21 protein-coding genes and 1 other annotated feature are annotated in these 22599 nt (G+C 49.3%); all 21 genes read right to left on the bottom strand.

The window, feature by feature from the left end; genetic code table 11:
- Nucleotides 1-270 precede the first annotated feature (270 nt).
- The gene (gene tuf, locus KXU80_RS16510; protein ID WP_219834335.1) at nt 271-1461 is read right to left on the bottom strand and encodes an elongation factor Tu; all 1191 of its coding nucleotides are present in this window, start codon (nt 1459-1461) and stop codon (nt 271-273) included.
- A 117-nt stretch (nt 1462-1578) separates the two neighbouring features.
- Entirely contained in the window at nt 1579-3660 is a 2082-nt protein-coding gene (fusA, locus tag KXU80_RS16515; protein ID WP_219834336.1) for an elongation factor G, read from the bottom strand.
- Nucleotides 3661-3689: 29 nt separating this feature from the next.
- On the bottom strand, nt 3690-4160 hold the full coding sequence (gene rpsG, locus KXU80_RS16520; protein ID WP_161705072.1) for a 30S ribosomal protein S7: 471 nt from the start codon (nt 4158-4160) through the stop codon (nt 3690-3692).
- A gap of 68 nt (nt 4161-4228) precedes the next feature.
- Nucleotides 4229-4648: a 30S ribosomal protein S12 gene (gene rpsL, locus KXU80_RS16525; RefSeq protein WP_219834337.1), complete on the bottom strand. Its 420-nt coding sequence runs from the start codon at nt 4646-4648 to the stop codon at nt 4229-4231.
- Nucleotides 4649-4781: 133 nt separating this feature from the next.
- The gene (locus KXU80_RS16530) at nt 4782-5012 is read right to left on the bottom strand and encodes a ribosomal L7Ae/L30e/S12e/Gadd45 family protein (protein ID WP_219834338.1); all 231 of its coding nucleotides are present in this window, start codon (nt 5010-5012) and stop codon (nt 4782-4784) included.
- A gap of 247 nt (nt 5013-5259) precedes the next feature.
- Nucleotides 5260-8880: a DNA-directed RNA polymerase subunit beta' gene (rpoC, locus tag KXU80_RS16535; RefSeq protein ID WP_219834339.1), complete on the bottom strand. Its 3621-nt coding sequence runs from the start codon at nt 8878-8880 to the stop codon at nt 5260-5262.
- 139 nt (nt 8881-9019) lie between these two features.
- Complete coding sequence (gene rpoB, locus KXU80_RS16540) at nt 9020-12583, bottom strand: DNA-directed RNA polymerase subunit beta (protein ID WP_219834340.1); 3564 nt, start codon at nt 12581-12583, stop codon at nt 9020-9022.
- A 348-nt stretch (nt 12584-12931) separates the two neighbouring features.
- Nucleotides 12932-13534 (bottom strand): class I SAM-dependent methyltransferase, encoded by a 603-nt coding sequence (locus tag KXU80_RS16545; protein ID WP_219834341.1) that lies wholly within the window; start codon nt 13532-13534, stop codon nt 12932-12934.
- A gap of 80 nt (nt 13535-13614) precedes the next feature.
- Nucleotides 13615-13977, bottom strand: a complete 363-nt coding sequence (gene rplL, locus KXU80_RS16550; protein WP_219834342.1) for a 50S ribosomal protein L7/L12 — start codon at nt 13975-13977, stop codon at nt 13615-13617.
- A 201-nt stretch (nt 13978-14178) separates the two neighbouring features.
- The gene (gene rplJ, locus KXU80_RS16555) at nt 14179-14676 is read right to left on the bottom strand and encodes a 50S ribosomal protein L10 (RefSeq protein WP_219834343.1); all 498 of its coding nucleotides are present in this window, start codon (nt 14674-14676) and stop codon (nt 14179-14181) included.
- Nucleotides 14677-14734: 58 nt separating this feature from the next.
- Nucleotides 14735-14903: a sequence feature (ribosomal protein L10 leader region), on the bottom strand.
- Nucleotides 14904-14916: 13 nt separating this feature from the next.
- On the bottom strand, nt 14917-15609 hold the full coding sequence (gene rplA, locus KXU80_RS16560; RefSeq protein WP_219834344.1) for a 50S ribosomal protein L1: 693 nt from the start codon (nt 15607-15609) through the stop codon (nt 14917-14919).
- Nucleotides 15610-15748: 139 nt separating this feature from the next.
- Entirely contained in the window at nt 15749-16174 is a 426-nt protein-coding gene (gene rplK, locus KXU80_RS16565) for a 50S ribosomal protein L11 (RefSeq protein WP_090649030.1), read from the bottom strand.
- Between the two features lie 50 nt (nt 16175-16224).
- Nucleotides 16225-16758, bottom strand: a complete 534-nt coding sequence (gene nusG, locus KXU80_RS16570; RefSeq protein ID WP_161705150.1) for a transcription termination/antitermination protein NusG — start codon at nt 16756-16758, stop codon at nt 16225-16227.
- 32 nt (nt 16759-16790) lie between these two features.
- Nucleotides 16791-17000, bottom strand: a complete 210-nt coding sequence (secE, locus tag KXU80_RS16575) for a preprotein translocase subunit SecE (protein WP_219834345.1) — start codon at nt 16998-17000, stop codon at nt 16791-16793.
- Nucleotides 17001-17020: 20 nt separating this feature from the next.
- On the bottom strand, nt 17021-17170 hold the full coding sequence (rpmG, locus tag KXU80_RS16580) for a 50S ribosomal protein L33 (protein ID WP_090583192.1): 150 nt from the start codon (nt 17168-17170) through the stop codon (nt 17021-17023).
- Between the two features lie 310 nt (nt 17171-17480).
- The gene (sigH, locus tag KXU80_RS16585) at nt 17481-18131 is read right to left on the bottom strand and encodes an RNA polymerase sporulation sigma factor SigH (protein ID WP_219834346.1); all 651 of its coding nucleotides are present in this window, start codon (nt 18129-18131) and stop codon (nt 17481-17483) included.
- A 293-nt stretch (nt 18132-18424) separates the two neighbouring features.
- Nucleotides 18425-18946, bottom strand: a complete 522-nt coding sequence (locus KXU80_RS16590; RefSeq protein WP_219834347.1) for an NYN domain-containing protein — start codon at nt 18944-18946, stop codon at nt 18425-18427.
- A gap of 2 nt (nt 18947-18948) precedes the next feature.
- Nucleotides 18949-19710, bottom strand: a complete 762-nt coding sequence (gene rlmB / locus KXU80_RS16595; RefSeq protein WP_219834348.1) for a 23S rRNA (guanosine(2251)-2'-O)-methyltransferase RlmB — start codon at nt 19708-19710, stop codon at nt 18949-18951.
- Nucleotides 19703-20185: a Mini-ribonuclease 3 gene (locus KXU80_RS16600; RefSeq protein ID WP_308858095.1), complete on the bottom strand. Its 483-nt coding sequence runs from the start codon at nt 20183-20185 to the stop codon at nt 19703-19705. Before KXU80_RS16600 ends, rlmB begins: the two co-directional genes overlap by 8 nt.
- Entirely contained in the window at nt 20170-21570 is a 1401-nt protein-coding gene (gene cysS / locus KXU80_RS16605; RefSeq protein WP_219834349.1) for a cysteine--tRNA ligase, read from the bottom strand. The genes KXU80_RS16600 and cysS overlap by 16 nt, the downstream gene beginning before the upstream one ends.
- Nucleotides 21567-22241: a serine O-acetyltransferase gene (cysE, locus tag KXU80_RS16610; RefSeq protein ID WP_219834350.1), complete on the bottom strand. Its 675-nt coding sequence runs from the start codon at nt 22239-22241 to the stop codon at nt 21567-21569. The genes cysS and cysE overlap by 4 nt, the downstream gene beginning before the upstream one ends.
- Between the last annotated feature and the right edge of the window lie 358 nt (nt 22242-22599).

Genomic DNA, 22599 nt, shown 5'->3' on the forward strand with positions numbered 1-22599 from the left:
TGTGTCGGCAACCTCTCACATCATCGCAACGTCACAGACCAACTTCACTATTATATCGAAAACGATGGGCGATTGCAACAAAAACCTTCAGTTTTCATTGTTTTTCTTATTTAGCTCGATAAGTACAAATAGTTATAGAGTCTCGTGATTTCCTTTTAACAAGTCTTTTCTATTATTAATGAAGGAACGCATTCCCTGCAAACATCAAATTAAAGAAAAAACCCTCACCGTAGTGAGGGTTTCAGAGCCGCAGCTTACGCTGCAGCCGTATTATTTTTGGATGGATGCTACTGCACCGGCACCAACTGTACGACCGCCTTCGCGGATAGCGAAGCGAGTACCGTCTTCCAGTGCGATTGGAGCGATCAGCTCAACCGTTACTGTGATGTTATCGCCAGGCATAACCATTTCTGTGCCTTCTGGCAGGGAAATGATACCCGTTACGTCAGTTGTACGGAAGTAGAACTGTGGACGATAACCTGTGAAGAATGGCTTGTGACGTCCGCCCTCTTCTTTAGTCAGTACGTAGATTTGAGCTGTAAAGTTTGTGTGTGGTTTAACGGAACCTGGCTTAGCCAGAACTTGACCACGCTCAATGTCTTTACGGTCAACACCACGAAGCAATGCGCCTATATTGTCGCCCGCTTGTGCGGAATCAAGCAATTTACGGAACATCTCAACGCCTGTTACTACGCATTTGCGAGTTTCTTCAGCGATACCGATGATTTCGATCTCGTCAGATACTTTAACTACGCCGCGCTCAACGCGTCCTGTAGCAACTGTACCACGACCTGTGATTGTGAACACGTCCTCAACTGGCATAAGGAACGGTTTGTCAGTATCACGTTGTGGAGTCGGGATGTACGTATCAACTTGTTCGAACAATTCGATGATTTTGTCAGCCCATGCACCCTCTGGGTTTTGCAGCGCTTCACGAGCTGCACCACGGATGATTGGCGTGTCGTCGCCTGGGAATTCATATTCACTAAGAAGGTCACGAACTTCCATCTCAACGAGTTCAAGCAATTCATCATCTTCAACCATGTCGCATTTGTTCAGGAACACGACGATGTAAGGTACACCTACTTGGCGGGAAAGCAGGATGTGCTCACGCGTTTGCGGCATTGGGCCGTCAGCTGCGGATACAACCAGGATTGCTCCGTCCATTTGTGCAGCACCAGTGATCATGTTTTTAACATAGTCGGCGTGACCTGGGCAGTCAACGTGTGCGTAGTGGCGGTTAGGAGTTTCGTACTCAACGTGAGCAGTGGAGATTGTGATACCGCGCTCGCGCTCTTCTGGTGCTTTGTCGATTTGGTCAAACGCTACAGCAGCGCCACCATATCTTTTGGAAAGTACAGTTGTGATAGCAGCAGTCAACGTTGTTTTACCATGGTCGACGTGACCGATTGTACCAATGTTAACGTGCGGTTTATTACGTTCAAATTTAGCCTTAGCCATTGAACTCTTCCTCCTTCATATTTAGAAGATTATGTGATCGGCCGAATGGGAGCCGATAGGTCATCCATCATTCGGCCAACGTGCAACTTATACGAAACAAGTTTGTTTAAAGGGCCCTTATTGTGCAGCGCCTTTGGATTTGGAGATAATCTCTTCCGAGATCGAACGTGGTACTTCTTCATAGTGCGAAAGCTCCATGGAGAACACGCCGCGTCCTTGCGTACCGGACCGAAGTGTCGTCGAGTAACCGAACATCTCAGCCAGAGGCACCTTAGCACGAACGATCAACGCACCATGGCGTGTGTCCGAACCTTCGATACGTCCACGGCGGGAGCTCAACATACCCATAACATCGCCCATGTACTCTTCAGGAACGCTAACTTCTACTTTCATGATAGGCTCAAGCAGAATCGGACTACATTTCTCTTTCGCTGCTTTAAGCGCCATCGAACCAGCAATTTTGAACGCCATCTCCGAGGAGTCAACGTCATGGTAGGAACCGTCGACTACGACTGCTTTGATATCTACTACCGGGAAGCCGGCAACGACACCATTCTTCATCGACTCTTCGATACCTGCTTGAATTGGAGCAATGAACTCACGTGGAATGGAACCACCCACTGTTTTGTTCTCGAATACAAAGCCTGAGCCTGGCTCAAGCGGGGAGAATTCAACCCAGCAATGTCCGAATTGACCGCGTCCGCCGGATTGACGAACGAACTTACCTTCGACCTTCGCAGCCGTTTTGAACGTTTCACGGTAAGCAACTTGCGGTTTACCAACGTTAGTTTCGACTTTAAATTCACGAAGCATACGATCAACAAGGATTTCAAGGTGAAGCTCACCCATACCAGCGATAATCGTTTGGCCAGTCTCTTCGTCCGTATGTGCACGGAACGTAGGATCTTCCTCAGATAGCTTTTGAAGAGCGATACCCATTTTGTCTTGGTCAGCTTTTGTCTTAGGCTCAACCGCGAGCTGGATAACCGGCTCAGGGAAGTTCATCGACTCAAGGATAACCGGGTTCTTCTCATCGCATAGCGTATCACCAGTTGTTGTATCTTTCAAGCCTACCGCAGCTGCGATGTCACCGGAGTAAACTTCGCTGATTTCTTGACGGCTGTTTGCATGCATTTGAAGGATACGGCCGATCCGTTCGCGTTTGCCTTTCGTTGCATTCACAACGTACGAACCGGAGCTAAGAACGCCGGAATATACGCGGAAGAACGTCAGTTTACCTACGTAAGGATCAGTCATGATTTTGAACGCCAGTGCTGCGAAAGGCTGGTCATCAGCAGACTTGCGAATCGTCTCCGTACCATCTTCAAGGTGACCCTTGATGTCAGGAACATCGATCGGTGCCGGCAAGTAGTCGACAACTGCATCAAGCATCAGCTGAACGCCTTTGTTACGGTACGAAGAACCAACGATAACTGGGAAGATCTTAACATCGCAAACACCTTTGCGAAGTACGGATTTAATCTCAGCAACAGTGATTTCTTCGCCTTCGAGATATTTCATTGTGAGCTCTTCATCAAGCTCAGCAACTTTCTCGATCATTTCCAAGCGGAGTTCTTCAACTTGGTCCTTGTATTCTGCAGGGATTTCAATTTTCTCCGGATCCTTACCAAGATCGTCTTTGTATTTGTAAGCAACTCGTTCAACCAAGTCGATTACGCCTACGAAGTCGTTCTCTGCACCGATCGGCAATTGAATAGCTACAGCATTTGCGTTAAGACGCAAGCGCATATCTCTAACTACGTTAAGGAAGTCTGCGCCGATAATATCCATTTTGTTGACGTAGGCGATCCGCGGTACTCCGTAACGGTCAGCTTGACGCCAAACTGTTTCGGATTGCGGTTCAACGCCTTCCTTTGCACTGAAAACACCAACGGCCCCGTCCAATACGCGAAGGGAACGCTCAACTTCTACTGTGAAGTCAACGTGTCCCGGGGTGTCGATAATATTGATGCGGTGACCATTCCATTGAGCAGTCGTTGCAGCGGACGTAATCGTGATTCCGCGCTCTTGTTCCTGCTCCATCCAGTCCATCGTTGCTGCACCTTCGTGCACCTCGCCGATTTTGTGGGTACGGCCTGTATAAAACAGGATCCGCTCCGTTGTGGTTGTTTTACCTGCGTCAATATGCGCCATGATCCCGATATTACGCGTATTTTTCAAGGAGAACTCTCTTGCCATAATTCAGTCTCCTTTCGTTTATGCGAATTCTACCAACGATAGTGAGCGAACGCTTTATTCGCTTCAGCCATCTTGTGTGTATCTTCGCGTTTTTTAACGGATGAACCTGTGTTGTTCGAAGCATCGATGATTTCGGCAGCTAGACGCTCCTCCATCGTTTTCTCACCGCGGTTACGTGAGTAGTTCACGAGCCAACGGAGACCAAGCGCTGTACGACGCTCTGGTTTAACTTCGATCGGCACTTGATAGTTCGAACCGCCGACACGGCGTGCTTTAACTTCAAGTACTGGCATGATGTTCTTAATTGCTACTTCAAAAACTTCCATCGGGTCTTTGCCTGTACGCTCATTGATAAGCTTGAACGCATCATACAAAATTGTAGCCGCTACACCGCGTTTGCCGTCAACCATAATACGGTTGATCAAACGAGTTACAAGCTTGCTGCTGTACATCGGATCTGGCAAAACATCACGTTTTGTTACTGGACCTTTACGTGGCATGTGGAAGTCCCCCTTTCTTCTAGTTTTACATTTTAGGATAAGATTAACCGTTACCGGCTATGCTTGTCTTATTTTTTAACTTTAGGACGTTTAGTTCCGTATTTGGAACGAGCTTGTTTACGGTTGTTAACACCCGCAGTATCAAGCGCACCGCGCACGATATGGTAACGAACACCCGGAAGATCTTTTACCCGGCCGCCGCGAACCAATACTACGCTATGCTCTTGAAGGTTGTGTCCAATACCTCCGATATAAGCCGTAACCTCTACGCGGTTCGTCAAACGTACACGCGCATATTTCCGCAATGCGGAGTTCGGTTTTTTCGGTGTCATCGTGCCTACACGTGTGCAAACCCCGCGTTTTTGTGGTGAGCTCAGGTTTGTTTCTTCACGTCTAAGTGCATTGAATCCTCTTTGCAACGCTGGCGATTTCGATTTAACGATTTTCGCTTCACGGCCTTTACGGACCAGTTGGTTAATTGTTGGCATGTTGCATCCCCCTTCCTCAATTAGTAAAGCATTCAAGACATATTGGCGATTAAGCCCACAGATCCAGGCGGTTCATAAAGAGACAAACGAAAGTTTTTACCTCGCCTTCTGGCGGTGTAAAAACAACATTTCCCTATTCGATTTCCGTTATAACCGCTGCCATCGCTGCGCCAACTTCAATTCCGCAGGTTTCCCCAAGGCTTTTCATTGAATCCGACCAGATAATAGGCACACTTGCTGTCTCGCAAAGCCGAACAATATTGTCCTTCAGCCGCGGATCTGCATCTTGCGCAACATAGACTTGGGTGGCCTTGCCTTGCTCCACCAACTTCGTCGTTTGTTTACTACCTATAATAAATCGCATAATAACCATCCTTCCAAGTCACTCGAAACTGACCAGTGCAGAGGTTGTGCGATTAGGCACACTACGACATATTAGCATTTTAATCATAACAATGTCAAGCATGGCTGTAGAGATAGTTATTGAAATAGATGTAAATTCACGCCTGCTCGCCTAACAGCGCAAAGAGCGGCTGGCGTTCTCGAAGCAATTCGAAAACTCCCTCTCGCTCTTTGACCTCATGCTGTTCGTTTAAGGCAAGCTTGAACCTTTAGGATTCTACAGAAACCGTTTCGGCTTCCAGCTGTTCTTCAACCACTTCATCGTCCATTCCAGCTACGTGCACGCTTCTATAGCGCTGCATGCCCGTTCCTGCCGGAATCAGCTTACCGATGATAACATTCTCTTTCAGACCTAGCAATTGGTCGACTTTTCCTTTGATTGCAGCGTCAGTCAAGACACGTGTCGTTTCTTGGAACGATGCCGCGGACAGGAAGGAATCCGTCTCAAGCGACGCTTTCGTAATACCAAGCAAAACCGGCTTGGCAACTGCAGGCTCTTTACCAGACAGAATCGCCTCGCGGTTAGCCGCTTCGTATTCATGAATATCAACGAATGCACCCGGCAGAAGCGCAGTATCCCCTGCTTCGATGATCCGGATTTTACGAAGCATTTGTTTGACCATTACTTCAATATGCTTATCGTTGATTTCTACCCCTTGGTTCCGGTAAACGCGCTGAACTTCCTGAAGGATATAGTTCTGCACGCCGCGGATCCCTTTGATCCGAAGCATATCTTTCGGATCGATGGAGCCGTCTGTCAGCTCGTCGCCAGCCTCTATTTGCTTGCCTTTGACTACGCGGATACGTGATCCGTACGTAACTGCATACGTTTTGGACTCGGCTTCGCCCTGCACTTCGATTTCACGGCGATCCTTCGTTTCGCGGATGTCTTTAATAACCCCGTCGATTTCGGAAATGATCGCTTGACCTTTCGGGTTACGTGCTTCGAAGAGCTCTTGAATACGCGGCAAACCTTGCGTGATATCGTCTCCGGCAACACCGCCGGTATGGAATGTACGCATAGTAAGCTGTGTTCCCGGCTCACCGATCGATTGCGCAGCGATGATGCCTACTGCTTCACCGATCTCAACGAATTTACCTGTTGCCAGGTTACGTCCATAACAGATTTTGCAGACGCCATGACGAGCGCGGCAACTCAGTACGGAACGAATTTGCAGACTCTCTACGCCAGCTGCAATGACTTCCTCAGCTTTGTTCGAGTCGATCAGTTGGTTCCGGTGAAGAATAACTTCACCAGATTGCGGGTTACGGACGGTTTCGAAGGAGTAACGGCCTTCAATACGATCGTACAGGTCTTCGATGACCTCTTTACCGTCTTGAATTCTGCTAACTCTGAAGCCCTTGTCTGTTCCGCAATCATCTTCGCGCACGATAACGTCTTGCGCAACGTCAACCAAACGACGGGTCAGATAACCCGAGTCAGCTGTCCGCAGCGCTGTATCGGCAAGACCTTTACGCGCACCGTGCGTCGAGATAAAGTACTCGAGGACTGTGAGGCCTTCACGGAAGTTCGATTTGATCGGCAACTCGATAATACGTCCGGATGGATTGGCCATCAGTCCGCGCATACCGCCAAGCTGCGTGATTTGAGATTTGTTACCCCGCGCTTTGGAGTCCACCATGAGCATGATGGAGTTGTAACGATCCATCGATTTCATGAGAATTTCGGTAATCTGGTCTTTAGTCTTGCTCCAGATCTCGATGACACGATCGTATCGTTCTTCGTTCGTAATCAAACCGCGACGGTATTGATTCGAGACGACTTTAACTTTATCTTCAGATTCCCTTAGAATCTCTTGTTTCTCTTTCGGTACGATAACGTCAGATACCGCAACCGTAATACCCGCACGAGTCGAGTACGTAAAACCAAGCTGCTTGATATGATCAAGCATAATGGATGTACGAGTTGTATGGTATTGACGGAAGCATTCCGCAATGATCAAGCCAAGATACTCTTTGCCGACTCCTCCGATTTGTGCGATCCCGTTCATGAACTCAATCAGATCCGCGCCTTTCTCATGGACAAAGTATTTGTCCGGCGTACCTTGAAGTAAGTTCACTTTAGTCGGTTCGTTGATATACGGGAAATCAGGCGGGAAGATCTCATTGAAAATAACTTTACCCACCGTTGTCGAAATCAGAGCTTTCTGTTGTGCATCCGTGAAAGATGTTTTCTTCAGCACTTTAACGGGGATGAAGATCCGAGCATGCAGGGATACAATACCACGTTGATATGCCGAAATCGCTTCGTTCACCGTCGCAAATACGGATCCGTTGCCTTGACCGTCTTTATTGTCCATCGTCAGATAGAAGCTGCCGAGTACCATATCCTGCGAAGGCGTTACAACCGGCTTGCCGTCTTTCGGGTTCAAAATGTTACCCGATGCCAGCATCAGCAGGCGAGCTTCAGCTTGCGCTTCCGCAGACAGCGGTACGTGAACAGCCATTTGGTCACCGTCAAAGTCGGCATTGTAGGCGGTACAAACGAGCGGATGCAGCTTGATCGCACGGCCTTCAACCAAGATCGGTTCGAACGCTTGGATACCCAAACGGTGAAGGGTCGGGGCACGATTGAGAAGAACGGGGTGTTCCTTGATGACTTCTTCAAGAACATCCCATACTTCAGGGCTGACACGCTCTACTTTGCGCTTAGCGCTCTTAATGTTGTGCGCAAGACCTTTATTAACCAATTCTTTCATAACAAATGGCTTAAAGAGCTCAAGCGCCATCTCTTTCGGCAGACCGCATTGGAACATCTTCAAGCTAGGACCAACAACGATTACGGAACGACCAGAGTAGTCAACCCGTTTACCGAGCAAGTTCTGACGGAAGCGACCTTGCTTACCTTTAAGCATATGGCTGAGCGATTTAAGCGGACGGTTACCCGGGCCCGTTACAGGGCGGCCGCGGCGGCCGTTATCGATAAGCGCATCAACCGCTTCTTGAAGCATACGCTTCTCGTTCTGCACGATGATGTCGGGAGCACCGAGATCGAGCAGACGTTTCAGACGATTGTTGCGATTAATTACACGGCGGTACAAGTCATTTAAGTCAGACGTCGCAAAACGTCCGCCGTCAAGCTGCACCATCGGACGAAGCTCAGGCGGAATGACCGGAAGCACATCGAGAATCATCCATTCCGGCATGTTGCCGGAGTTGCGGAAAGCTTCGATAACTTCAAGACGCTTTATCGCACGGTTACGACGTTGGCCTTGTGCCGTACGCAGGTCTTCCTTCAGCGTTTCCAGCTCACGTTCAACATCGATATCTTGAAGAAGCTTCTTGACTGCTTCAGCACCCATGCCGGCTTGGAAGCCATAGCCGTACTTCTCACGGTAGCTGCGGTATTCCTTCTCGGAGAGCAGCTGCTTCTTCTCAAGCGGCGTATCCCCTGGATCCGTTACTACATAAGATGCAAAATAGATGATCTCTTCTAGGGAACGAGGCGACATATCGAGCGCAAGGCCCATACGGCTAGGAATCCCTTTGAAGTACCAAATATGCGAAACCGGAGCTGCCAGCTCAATGTGGCCCATCCGTTCACGACGTACTTTTGCACGCGTTACTTCAACGCCGCAGCGGTCGCAGACAACGCCTTTATAACGAACGCGTTTGTATTTACCGCAATGGCATTCCCAATCTTTCGTAGGTCCAAAGATCTTTTCGCAGAAAAGACCTTCTTTCTCCGGTTTCAACGTCCTGTAGTTGATCGTCTCCGGTTTCTTCACTTCTCCGCGGGACCACGATCGGATTTTATCCGGCGATGCCAATCCAATCTTCATATACTCGAAGTTGTTCACGTCCAACAAGGAGCAACCCTCCTTCGTCATGGTTCACTTTGATCTTGCTGTATGAATGCCTTACAGCCGGAGCGTGCTCGCGAAGGCACTCTCCGGCTTGACTCGCCCGTGAAGACGAACCGGCATTCGTAGAAAAGCTTGTAGCTCGTTATTCCACGCCGACTTCCGAACCTTCAAGATTGAGGTTGAGTTTATCCGACGTACCGTCATCTTCATCATCAATTTCTTTCATTTCGATCTCTTCTTCGTTCTCGGTCAGGATTTTCACGTCCATGCCCAAGCTCTGAAGCTCCTTGATCAAAACTTTAAAGGATTCCGGAACGCCCGGTTCAGGAACGTTCTCGCCTTTTACGATGGATTCGTATGTTTTAACCCGTCCAACGACATCATCGGACTTGACGGTCAAAATCTCTTGCAGCGTATAAGCTGCACCGTATGCTTCAAGCGCCCATACCTCCATCTCCCCGAAGCGCTGGCCGCCGAACTGAGCTTTACCGCCCAATGGCTGCTGCGTAACAAGTGAGTAAGGACCTGTAGAACGGGCATGGATTTTATCATCAACCATGTGTGCCAGTTTGATCATGTACATGACGCCGACGGTAACTTCACGCTCGAACGGTTCGCCGGAGCGTCCATCGTACAAGATCGTTTTACCGTTGCGCTGCATGCCGGCTTCTTCCATGGAATCAAATACGTCATACTCGCGCGCGCCGTCGAATACCGGTGTTGCGGCGTGGATGCCAAGACGCTTACAAGCCATACCAAGATGGACTTCAAGCACTTGACCGATGTTCATCCGCGAAGGTACGCCGAGCGGGTTAAGAACAACCTCTACAGGCGTTCCATCCGGCAGGAACGGCATATCTTCCTCCGGAAGGATGCGGGCGATAACCCCTTTATTACCATGACGTCCGGCCATTTTATCGCCTTCAGAGATCTTACGTTTCTGAGCGATATATGCGCGAACCAACTGATTTACGCCAGGAGGCAGCTCATCGCCGTTCTCGCGGGTAAATACTTTAACATCTACAACGATACCGTCCGTACCGTGCGGAACGCGCAAACTAGTATCGCGAACTTCACGCGCTTTCTCACCGAAGATCGCATGCAGCAGGCGTTCTTCAGCCGTCAGCTCCGTAACCCCTTTAGGCGTTACTTTACCGACGAGAATGTCTCCTGCGCTGATCTCAGCGCCTACGCGGATAATTCCGCGCTCGTCTAGGTTGCGGAGCGCTTCTTCTCCGACGTTTGGAATGTCGCGTGTAATTTCTTCCGGTCCAAGCTTGGTGTCACGCGCTTCCGATTCATATTCTTCAATATGAATGGACGTATACACGTCTTCTTTGACCAGTTTCTCGCTAAGCAGGATGGCATCCTCATAGTTGTAGCCTTCCCACGTCATGAACGCAACGACTACGTTTCGGCCAAGGGCCAATTCGCCCATTTCTGTAGAAGGTCCATCCGCAAGGATGTCGCCTTTCTTCACGATGTCGCCTTTTTGGCAGATCGGACGTTGGTTGATGCACGTACCTTGGTTAGAACGCATAAACTTATGCAGTTTATGTTTCACCAAATCGCCTGTAACCGGTTTGCCGTCGACCATTTCGACGCGGCGAACCCAGATTTCATTTGCGGATACGCGTTCTACGATACCGTCATGCTTGGAAACGATACACACGCCGGAGTCTTTCGCAGACTTATGTTCCATTCCTGTACCAACAAGCGGTGCTTTCGGAATGAGAAGCGGAACAGCCTGCCGCTGCATGTTGGATCCCATGAGCGCACGGTTGGAGTCATCGTTCTCGAGGAACGGAATGAGCGCCGTCGCGACGGATACAACTTGTTTTGGCGAAACGTCCATATAGTCAACACGTTCCGTAGGCATGGTCAAAATATTATCGGCTTGTTTGTTATAACGTACGATAACGGCATCATCCACGAACTTGCCTTCTTCGGTAAGCTTCGCATTTGCTTGCGCGATAACATAGTTATCTTCTTCATCAGCCGTTAGATATGCAATCTGCTCCGTTACGATTCCTGTTTTAGGATCTACCCAGCGATAAGGCGCTTCGATAAATCCGTACTCATTAATGCGCGCAAATGTGGACAAGGAGTTAATCAGCCCGATGTTCGGACCCTCCGGTGTCTCGATTGGGCACATACGGCCGTAGTGGGAGTTATGAACGTCACGGACCTCGAAGCCCGCGCGTTCCCGAGTCAAACCGCCGGGTCCGAGTGCGGACAGACGGCGTTTGTGCGTAAGCTCGGCAAGCGGGTTAGTCTGATCCATAAATTGCGACAATTGGGAGGACCCAAAGAACTCTTTAATGGACGCAATGACCGGACGTATGTTGATCAGCGCCTGCGGCGTGATCGCGTTAGCATCTTGAATGGACATGCGCTCGCGAACCACGCGTTCCATACGGGATAGACCGATACGGAATTGGTTCTGAAGCAGCTCGCCCACAGAACGCAAACGACGGTTACCCAGATGGTCAATGTCATCCGTGCTTCCGACACCGTGCAGCAGGTCAATAAAGTAGTTGATCGATGCAATAATATCAGCCGGAGTCACATGTTTAACGGCTTTATCGATAATGCCGTTAGCAATGACTTTGATGACCTTGCTCTCATCAAGAGGCGAGTATACACTGATGGTTTGAAGAGGAATACTATCCGCATCAAGTACACCATTAGCAACGTGATACGTTTTGAATCCGACGTTGTTCTCTAAGTGCGGGATCAGTTCATCCAGCAAACGGCGGTCAATCATTTGACCGGCTTCAGCCAAAATCTCGCCAGTGGACGGATCCACCAATGTTTCAGCCAAACGTTGATTGAACAACCGGTTCTTGATGTGCAGTTTCTTATTGATTTTGTACCGGCCGACATTAGCCAAGTCATAACGCTTTGGATCAAAGAAACGCGCGACGAGCAAGCTCTTGGCGTTATCAAGCGTTGGCGGCTCGCCTGGACGCAGTCTTTCGTAAATTTCGATAAGCGCTTTTTCGGTGGAATCGGTGTTATCTTTATCCAGCGTGTTACGGATATACTCATCGTGGCCCAGTAATTCCAAAATTTCAGCATCGGTACCAAATCCAAGCGCACGCAGAAGAACCGTCACAGGAATTTTACGAGTACGGTCAATACGGACATAAATAATGTCCTTCGCATCGGTTTCAAGCTCCAGCCAAGCGCCGCGGTTCGGAATTACCGTTGCCGTGTAATTTTTCTTACCGTTTTTGTCTACTTTCGTGCTAAAGTAAACGCTAGGTGAACGCACCAATTGGCTGACGATGACGCGCTCCGCACCATTAATAATAAAAGTGCCCGTCTCGGTCATCAGCGGAAAATCGCCCATGAACACTTCTTGCTCTTTCACTTCGCCGGTCTCTTTATTAATGAGCCTAACTTTAACACGAAGCGGCGCAGCATAAGTAACGTCGCGCTCCTTCGACTCATCAACAGAATACTTCGGCTCGCCAAGTGAATAGTCGATGAACTCTAGCATCAAATTGCCTGTAAAATCCTGAATCGGCGAAATGTCTTGGAAAAGCTCAAGCAAGTCCTTCTCCAAAAACTTCTCATACGATTTTTGTTGGATTTCAATCAGGTTCGGAACTTCGAGAACCTCGTGGATGCGGGCATAGCTTCTACGCGTGCGACGCCCATTCTGAACAAGTTGTCCTGCCAACTTAACCTCACCCCTCATGTCTGCTTCACAGAAAGTGAACAATGACCTTGTATACACAAACATTGCTGTAACCAGAATGTGCAGCAAACAAATTCTGATTCAAATAAAGAAAAGCCCTTATCGAAAGTTCGAAAAAAGAGCGTGCTTCAGTCAGTCCTGCTTCTACGCTGCTTGCCCCGCAAAAGTCTCATACCAAGTAATTTTGACCCAAAACGTAAACATTATACGTCAATTTCACGCTTCCTATACATTTAAAAAAGCGCTTGACATTTTAGTCTACTAAAGAGATTGAGCCCATTTTAATGCTGACATTTCATAATGATACCACATCGACAAATTCAAGTCAACAAATTGTTATACCCCTGCCTATTGACTCTTCCTTGCCCTAAAAATGCGATAGCCTTTGTCTTTCGTCACTTCTTCTACGCTTTCAAATAATGCTTCCAGTTTTGCGGCTGCTGACGGTGCTCCCTGTTTCTTCTGGATCACGACCCACATTGAACCGCCCGGCTCAAGCAAGCGTTCGCCTTCCTCGAAGATCCGATGAACCACATCTTTACCCGCACGAATCGGCGGATTCGTAATAATGGTATCGAATGACTGATCCTTCACCTGCTCATAAATATCGCTTTGCAAAACCACTGCATTCGTCACGCCATTACGCTGCACATTCTCCGCGGCAAGAGCAACCGCTCTCTCGTTAATGTCGATCATCGTCACATGTCCGCCGGGAGCTAGTTTCGCAGCTGTAATCCCCATGGGACCGTAACCGCAGCCCACATCCAATACACGGGCCTGTTCGCTAATTTGCAGCGCATCAATGAGGACACGGCTTCCATAGTCGATTCCCGTCTTGGAAAATACGCCGGCATCTGTCATAAAACGCAGCTTATGTCCGCGCAGCACGGTTTCGAGCTCATGGCGATCATGCTTCGTCTCCGGAGTTTGCGTGTAATAATGGTCCGACATGTTATCCCTCCTGTTCAGCGGAATAAAGGAAGCCCCTTGAAGCTTATCGCTTCAAGGGGCTTTCCGCTATAAGCAGTTTATTACTTCACTTCTACAGAAGCGCCTGCTTCTTCGAGTTTAGCTTTAACTGCTTCAGCATCCTCTTTGGATACTTTTTCTTTGATTGCTTTTGGAGCACTGTCAACAAGATCTTTCGCTTCTTTCAGGCCAAGACCTGTGATTTCGCGAACGACTTTGATAACGTTGATTTTGGAAGCACCAGCGTTGTTCAAGATAACGTCAAATTCGGATTGCTCTTCAACTACAGCTGCTGCTGCGCCGCCGCCGAATGCTACAGGTGCTGCAGCAGTTACGCCGAATTCTTCCTCGATTGCTTTAACCAGGTCGTTCAGTTCAAGAACGTTCATGCCTTTAATGGCTTCCAAGATTTGCTCTTTACTCATGAGATAAACCTCCAATAATTTGTTTTAGTATGGTCGTGCATGGAATCCGGCAAGCCAGAATTGCAGATAATTGCTGTGTAGACCAAAGGTCTACACAAATCAATCGTCTTAGATAAATGCTGACTCGACCATGGGTCAAGTCAAACCAATCATCTTAGATGAATGCTGACTCGACCATAAGGTCAAGTCAAACCAATCATCTTAAGCTTCTTGTTTCTCTGCAACAGCTTTAACCGCAAGGGCAAAGTTGCGCATAGGTGCTTGAAGCACGCTGAGAAGCATGGAAAGCAAACCTTCGCGGGATGGCAGATCTGCCAGCGCTTTGATTTGATCCGCGTTAAATACTTGACCTTCAACAACGCCGCCTTTAAGTTTCAAAGCATCGTTCTTTTTAGCGAAGTCAGCCAAAATTTTGGCTGGAGCTACTGCATCCTCTTTGCTGAAAGCGATGGCCGTAGGGCCGGCCAGAACAGCATCCAATTCAGTCAGTTCCGCTTGTGCAGTTGCACGGCGAACGAGCGAGTTTTTCAATACTTGAAACTCGACGTTAGCTTCGCGCAATTGTTTACGAAGCTCAGTTACTTGCGCTACGTTAAGACCACGATAATCAGCAACAACTGTGCTCGAGCTCTCGCGAAGTTTCGTCGTGATCTCTGCAACAGCCAGCTCTTTATCTTGAATGATTTTTGCGTTTGCCAAAATGTACACCTCCCGTTATGTTGTCAACATCCCGATTGTTGCAGCGGATTCCTTCCCCGCGATGCATGAGAAAGGCCCCCGCAGACAGTGCGAAGGCCATGATGGTCCGTTACTCACTTCATCCCGGAGGATGAAAGCGTACAAACACGTTTATCATAACACCTCGGTAGGAAATTAAGCCTCTTCATGAAGGCACCTACTGTCTTCGGTATGCATATTCGATTTTAAATTTCTGTTCTCTTAGCGGTATGCAGAAGCGTTCAAACGAGCGCCTGGACCCATTGTCGAGGAAACAGAAATACCTTTCAGGTAAACCCCTTTAGCTGCAGCCGGTTTTGCACGGTTCAGCGCATCAATCAGTGCTTTCAAGTTTTCGTTCAGCTTTGTGGAGTCGAACGACACTTTACCGATCGGTGCATGGATTTGACCTGCTCTGTCGAGACGGTATTCAATCTTACCAGCCTTGATCTCTTGAACGGCTTTCGTAACGTCGAACGTTACTGTACCCGCTTTAGGGTTAGGCATAAGGCCTTTACCGCCGAGGATACGGCCGAGCTTACCAACCTCAGCCATCATGTCCGGAGTCGCAACGCAAACGTCGAACTCGAACCAGCCTTGTTGGATTTTAGCGATTACGTCAGCATCGCCAACATAGTCTGCGCCTGCTGCTTCTGCTTCTTTAGCTTTATCGCCTTTCGCAAAAACGAGTACGCGTTTTGTTTTACCAGTACCGTGCGGTAGTACAACAACACCGCGGACAGCTTGGTCTTGTTTCTTAGGGTCTACACCCAGACGCACAGCAACTTCAACAGTTTCGTCGAATTTTGCAGTAGCGGCTTTTTTAACGAGTTCAATTGCTTCAAACGACTCATAAGTCGCTTCAGCATCAATCAGCTTTGCAGCTTCTTGATATTTTTTACCATGCTTAGCCATTAAAATTCTCCTCCTTATGTGGTAATAACGGAAAATCCTCCATACGAATACGGAGACCCTCCCACCTGAACGAAACCAACCGGTCCGTCAGTCAGACAACGCAGTCTAGCGTGTCCGAAGCATGGTGCATCTATCGAAATTAGTCCTCGACGATAACGCCCATGCTGCGCGCTGTACCTTCAACCATGCGCATTGCTGCTTCTACAGAAGCTGCGTTGAGGTCAGGCATTTTTTGTTCAGCGATCTCACGAACAACAGAACGTTTAACCGTTGCGACTTTCTTCTTGTTCGGCTCACCGGAACCTTTAGCGATCTTAGCAGCTACGCGAAGAAGAACTGCAGCCGGCGGCGTTTTTGTTTCGAAAGTGAACGAACGATCCTCGAATACAGTGATTACAACCGGGATAATCAAACCCGCTTGATCCGCTGTACGAGCGTTGAACTCTTTACAGAACGCCATGATGTTAACACCTGCTTGACCTAGCGCTGGACCGATCGGCGGAGCCGGATTCGCTTTACCCGCTGGAACTTGCAGTTTTACCAACTTGATGACCTTTTTTGCCATGATGAACACCTCCTTGCCGTAATAATCACATGCTCTTGAGGAACGGTCCGTTAAACCTTCTCCACTTGACCGTAGTCCAGTTCAACCGGAGTTTCTCTTCCAAACATGTTGACATGAACCTTCAACTTACTTTTGTCGAGTAGAATTTCTTCCACGGTTCCGACAAAGTTAGCGAATGGCCCGACTTTAACGCGTACTGTTTCCTTCAAATCGAATTCGATTTTCGGTTTCGGCTCTTCCATGCCCATGTGTTTCAAAATTTGTTCCACTTCATCAGGCAAAAGCGGAGTTGGTTTTGAACCGGAGCCAGTTGAACCGACGAAGCCAGTTACGCCTGGTGTGTTGCGAACGACATACCAAGAATCATCCGTTTGAACCATTTCGACGAGGACATAGCCGGGGTAAACTTTACGCATGACGGTTTTTTTCTTACCGTCTTTGTCTACCACTTCTTCCTCCATCGGTACAAGCACACGAAAGATTTTATCTTCCATGCCCATGGATTCAACGCGTTTCTCGAGGTTCGCTTTTACTTTGTTCTCATACCCAGAATAGGTGTGAACAACATACCATCTTTTTTCCATGATTTCCATAACAAGCCACCCTTGGCCCCTTCTTAAACAATCAGTTCGACCAATGCGGAAATTCCAATGTCCAGAACCCAGAAGTAAATCGTTACAGCTAGGATCGTGAAAAATACCACGAGCGAATAGCTTGTCAATTCCTTACGGCTTGGCCAGCGGACTTTCTTCAATTCCGCGAAGCTGTCGGTGAAGAAGGAAAACGTCGACCCGAAGCTTTGCTTCAGTTTAGCTAAAAATGCCACGTCCACACCTCCAAATTGACCTATCTTGTTTCGCGATGAGGAGTATGCTCGTTACAATACTTGCAAAACTTCTTCATCTCAATACGGTCAGGGTGATTCCGTTTGTTCTTGCTGGAAGCATAGTTTCTTTGTTTGCAGTTTGTGCAAGCCAACGTAATAATAACCCGCATTGTTGACACCTCCCAAACTAAGCATAAAACGCTGTATGTGAATCTAGCCTGATTGACCCATAATAAAAAAAGACCTATTTAGGGCTACCAAAACACTTTATCACAAGCAATAGGTAGTGTCAACGGAAACCTGCTCCGCAAAGCCTCTCTATTCTCTTGCAGCACGTTCGTGTTCCAATCCGAGGCAACAGCGCAAAAAAGACGAAAAATCATTTCCGCACTACCCAGTATGGTCGCTGGGCGGAAGATTTAAACCCTATTATACCTTCCCATAAAAAAAGAGCCCCGTTTCGGCTCCGGTTAAACCCTATTAAATACCGATGTCGCGGACTTCCAGGTATCTCTCAAGTTTGCGCTTCACACGCTGCAGCGCGTTGTCGATGGATTTCACATGACGATCCAAATCGACTGCGATTTCCTGATAAGACCTGCCATCCAAATAAAGCATAAGCACTTTGCGTTCCAGATCGCTGAGAATTTCGGACATTTTGTCCTCAAGCCCTACGAATTCTTCCTGGTTTATAATCAGTTCTTCCGGATCGGAGACGCGCGTGCCACAGATGACGTCTAGCAGCGTGCGGTCTGAATCCTCGTCGTAAATCGGCTTGTCCAGCGAAACATAGGAATTCAAGGGAATATGCTTCTGCCGCGTGGCCGTCTTAATCGCGGTTATGATCTGCCGCGTTATGCACAGCTCAGCGAACGCCTTGAAAGAAGCGAGCTTGTCCCCTTTAAAATCTCGTATCGCTTTATAGAGTCCGATCATGCCTTCTTGGACGATATCCTCGCGGTCGGCCCCGATAAGGAAATAGGAACGTGCTTTGGCCCGGACAAAGTTCTTGTATTTATTAATCAAATACTCCAGCGCTTCGCCGTCGCCGTCGCGAACCATCTCGACAATGTCTTCGTCCGTTTTGCAGTCAAAATCCAGCGTTTTCCATTCTCTGAGGTCGATGCTCACGAACAATCCCTCCGGCTCGAAAGGCTTCCAACGCCCTTAACTTCAGTAGCATATTCCATTTACCGGCGCCAATGTCATTATCAATCGGATCGTGTAAGCCTGACTGTTACGCAAAACAGTCTAGCAGCTATCCCCGTTCAGAAACATAGACTTAGTATACATTACGTAACCTTGAACCGTCAATGACGATGACGCCGAAACTGCCCTCTAAATCTAGCAAAAATGGTGCCTTTAGCCGATTTCTTCGTCGGTTGCGTCACCTTAACTAACACGAAATTGACTCGCCTGTGCATCTACTTCTGTCCTCGCCGCCACTTTTCCAGCTTCATTCGAATATCGATGCTCAAATTACCATCAAGCTCATTACGCACCTTGCTCTTCTCTTCGACCTTCCGCTCAATGGCTTTGCGGTTTTGTTTGATTTCGATAAGAAGCTCCCGGGCTGATATACGGAGCGCCCCTTTACCGAAGGCGACGTGCTGCTCCACCAGATCCGATGTCGCCACGTGAAGGTTGCGGCTACGCTGCGCCAGTTCTGAGGCTAAGCGTTCGATGCAGGCATCCGCCGTTTCTTTCTCCTTCGTATACACGACAGTCAGCCGGTGCTGCTTGAAGGTTGAGCCCGCTCCCGGAACTTGATGCGCGTCAAATACCACAATGACCATCATGCCGGTAAAGCCTTGATAGTCCGCCAGCATTTCCAGCAGCCTGTCGCGGGCATCCTCCAAATCCTTGTCGCGCAGCGAGGCAAGCTCCGGCCATGATCCGATCATGTTGTAGCCGTCGACCAGGAGCACATCATCGCGCCGACGCATGACTACCCGTTCAAACGCTGACGCAGCACTTCATACATGAGCACGCCTGCCGCCACGGAAGCATTCAATGAGTTTAACTGTCCCTGCATGGGAAGTTTGATGAGGAAATCGCATTTCTCGCGAATGAGTCTGCCGATGCCCTTGGCTTCGTTTCCGATAACAAGCGCAAGCGGCATATCGAATTTGGTAGAAGATGCGAACACATCCTGCTTGGCGCCGACATCCGCTCCCGCAACCCAAACGCCCGCTTCCTTGAGCTTGTCGATGGTCTGCGCCATATTCGTAATGCGCGCTACCGGCACATATTCCACCGCACCAGCCGAGGTCTTCGCCACAGTAGCCGTGAGCGATGCCGAACGACGCTTCGGAATAATAACGCCGTGGACCCCCGTGCATTCCGCCGTCCGCAGGATAGAACCTAAATTATGCGGGTCCTCGATTTCATCAAGCAGCAGGAAAAACGGAGTTACGCCGCTTTCCTTCGCCCGCGCCAGCAATTCCTCCACTTCAAAGTAGCGGTAAGCCGCCGCCTGCGCGACGATGCCTTGATGCGCAGCGCCTTCCACCATCTGATCCAGCTTGCGCTTATCGACAACCTGTACGACAAGCCCCGCTTTCTTCGCCTCCAGCAAAATCGGCTGCGCATTCTTCTGCGCTTGTTCCGCTACCCAAATCTTATTGATTTCGCGGCCGGAGCGGATGGCCTCCATAACGGGATGCTTGCCTGCAATCCACTCCTGCGAACCTTCTTCGTGCTCACTCATTGTGATTCTCCTTCGATGCGACGTTGTCGCTTGTTTCTGCTGTTTCTCCAAAAGCGATCTCCATGAGCTCGCGCAAACGGGCGATTCTCTTTCCGTAATATAAGTAGCCAACGAGACACTCCAGCGCCGTCGCCTGTTTATAATGGGCGGGATCCGCATTTTTCGGCATCGTGCCAGACTTCGCGTTGCGCCCGCGCCTGATCATGTCCGACTCTTCTTCCGTCAAATGCGGCCGCCATTTCTCTAAAATCAAATACTGGGATTTGGCTGATACAAATTGTGTCGCTTGCTTGTGCAAATGATTCGGCTTATGGTTGGGCAGTGAAATCAAATACTGCCTTACCAGCACCTCGAACACAGCGTCTCCAATGTAGGCAAGCACAATGGGGTTCATCAGGTTAATGGGCTTCATCGGTTCATGAAACCAGAGACTCTCCCGCTCTTCCATGCCGATGTCCATCATTTGCGCCGCCAACGAATGCCCTGCGGTGTATCTTCCAGCACAATGCCCTGCGCCGCAAGCAGGTCGCGAATCTCGTCCGCACGCTTCCAATTCTTGCTGCCGCGCGCTTCGGTCCGTTCCACAATCAACGCATCAATCTCCGCATCCAGCAGTTCTTCGTCTGCAGCGAGCAGGCCCAGCACTCGGTCAAACGACTCGAATGCCGACAGGAGCACGCGAAGCGCTTCTGCCGATACAACTGGCCGCTGCAAGTGAAGATTGGCTTCGCTCACCAGCTCGAATATGGCAGTAATGGCATCCGGCGTATTAAAATCATCATCCATCTTGGCATGGAACTGCGCCTCGATTTCCGCAACACGCGCTTGAAGCGCAGCCTGTTCCTCGCCGGGCGCACTGACTGCCACTTCCAGACGGTGCTTGATGTTTGCCACAGAGTTAGCGATGCGCTCGACGCTGTTCTCCGCCTGTGCAATTGTCTCGTCACTGAAGTTCAGCGGGCTCCGATAATGCGCGGACAGCATGAAATATCGAATGACTGCGGGCTTAATCGTCTTTAGCATTTCATGCACCGTAATGCCGTTTCCAAGCGACTTGGACATTTTCTCATTGTTGATGTTAATGTACCCGTTATGCATCCAATAGTTCGCAAGCGGCTTGCCCGTTACCGATTCCGACTGCGCAATCTCGCATTCGTGATGCGGGAACTGCAGGTCATGTCCGCCGCCGTGAATGTCCAGCGTATCGCCCAAATATTTGCGCGCCATCGCCGAGCACTCAATATGCCAGCCCGGACGTCCCGGTCCCCATGGGCTTTCCCACTTGATTTCCCCTGGCTTCGCCGCTTTCCACAGCACGAAATCTTGGCCGCTTTCTTTGCGCTCGTCGACGCCGATCCGGATGCCAAGCTGCAGCTCCTCCAAATTCTGATGTGACAGCTTGCCGTAATCCGCGAACGTGCTCGTACGGAAGAAGACGTCTCCGCCGTTCTCGTAGGCGTTGCCATTAGCCACAAGCTCCTCGATCAGCGCGATGATTTCCGGCATATTCTCCGTTACCCGCGGGTTCATCGTCGCCTTGTGAATGCCCAATCCTTCGATATTTTCTTTGAAGGCCGCAATGAAACGCTCAGCTACCTCGGGTACCGTCGTACCCAGCTGCTCCGCCTTGCGAATTAATTTATCGTCGACATCCGTAAAGTTAACGACATAATTAACGGCATAACCTATCGATTCCAAATACCGACGGACAACATCAAAGAAGATCGCCGGACGCGCATTGCCGATATGAATATAGTCGTATACGGTCGGCCCGCACACATACATGTTTACTTTACCCGCAGCAAGAGGCGTAAAAACTTCTTTCTCGCGGGTCATCGTATTATAGATACGCAGGGTCATGGTCTCTTCTCTCCTCCAGCAACAGGTTGTTTATGATTATGTTTTTCCTTATCCAATTCGGCCCGTAAATCCGCAATTTCCTTCTGCATCGTCCGAAGCATCTCGATGACAGGATCGGGGAGCTGGGCGTGGTCTAGCCGGTCATTTACGCGCGCGCCGTCCCGCTTGACGATTCTGCCTGGAATACCGACGACCGTACTGTTGGGCGGAACCTCTCGAAGAACGACGGAGTTCGCCCCGATATTCACATTGTCTCCAACCTTGAAAGAGCCTAGAACCTTAGCGCCGGATGCAATAACAACATTGTTCCCGATGGTGGGATGCCGCTTGCCTTTCTCTTTGCCGGTGCCGCCGAGCGTGACGCCTTGATAGATAACGACGTTATCTCCGATTTCGCAGGTTTCCCCAATGACAATGCCCATCCCGTGGTCTATAAACAGACCTTCGCCGATTTGCGCTCCCGGGTGGATTTCAATCCCCGTAAAAAACCGGCTCGTCTGCGAAATCAAGCGTGCCAGCGTATACCATTTGCGCTTGAATAACGCGTGCGCGAACCGGTGAGCCCAGATCGCATGAAGACCCGAATAAGTAAAAATAACCTCGAATTTATTCCGGGCAGCGGGATCGTTCTCGAGTATAGTCTGGATATCGGTTTTCAAACTGCGCAGCATGGCCAGCCCCCCTCTCTACCATAACCTGACTGTCGCTTCGTTTGATTCTATGCAAAGCCAGACAAACAAAAAGCCCCCGCAGCCGTAAAGGCTGCAGAGGCGTGTCAACGCGGTTCCACTCTGCTTCGTATCGCATGCAGCAGCACGCGAACGTCTTATTCGTCCCTAACGCGGACGAAGCGTCATCACCCACCCTGCCAGCGCAGTTCGGAGATGCGGCTCCCAGGTGCAATGTCCATCCCCAGGAATAAGCGACTCACAGCCGATCAAACGAATGGTGCATACGAAAAGACTATCATCCCGCACGGCTCCGTTTGAAAGGTCGCCCTCTCTGAAATTCCTTCTTGAAATAAACGAT

Source organism: Paenibacillus sp. R14(2021), from assembly GCF_019431355.1.
GTDB lineage: Bacteria > Bacillota > Bacilli > Paenibacillales > Paenibacillaceae > Paenibacillus_Z.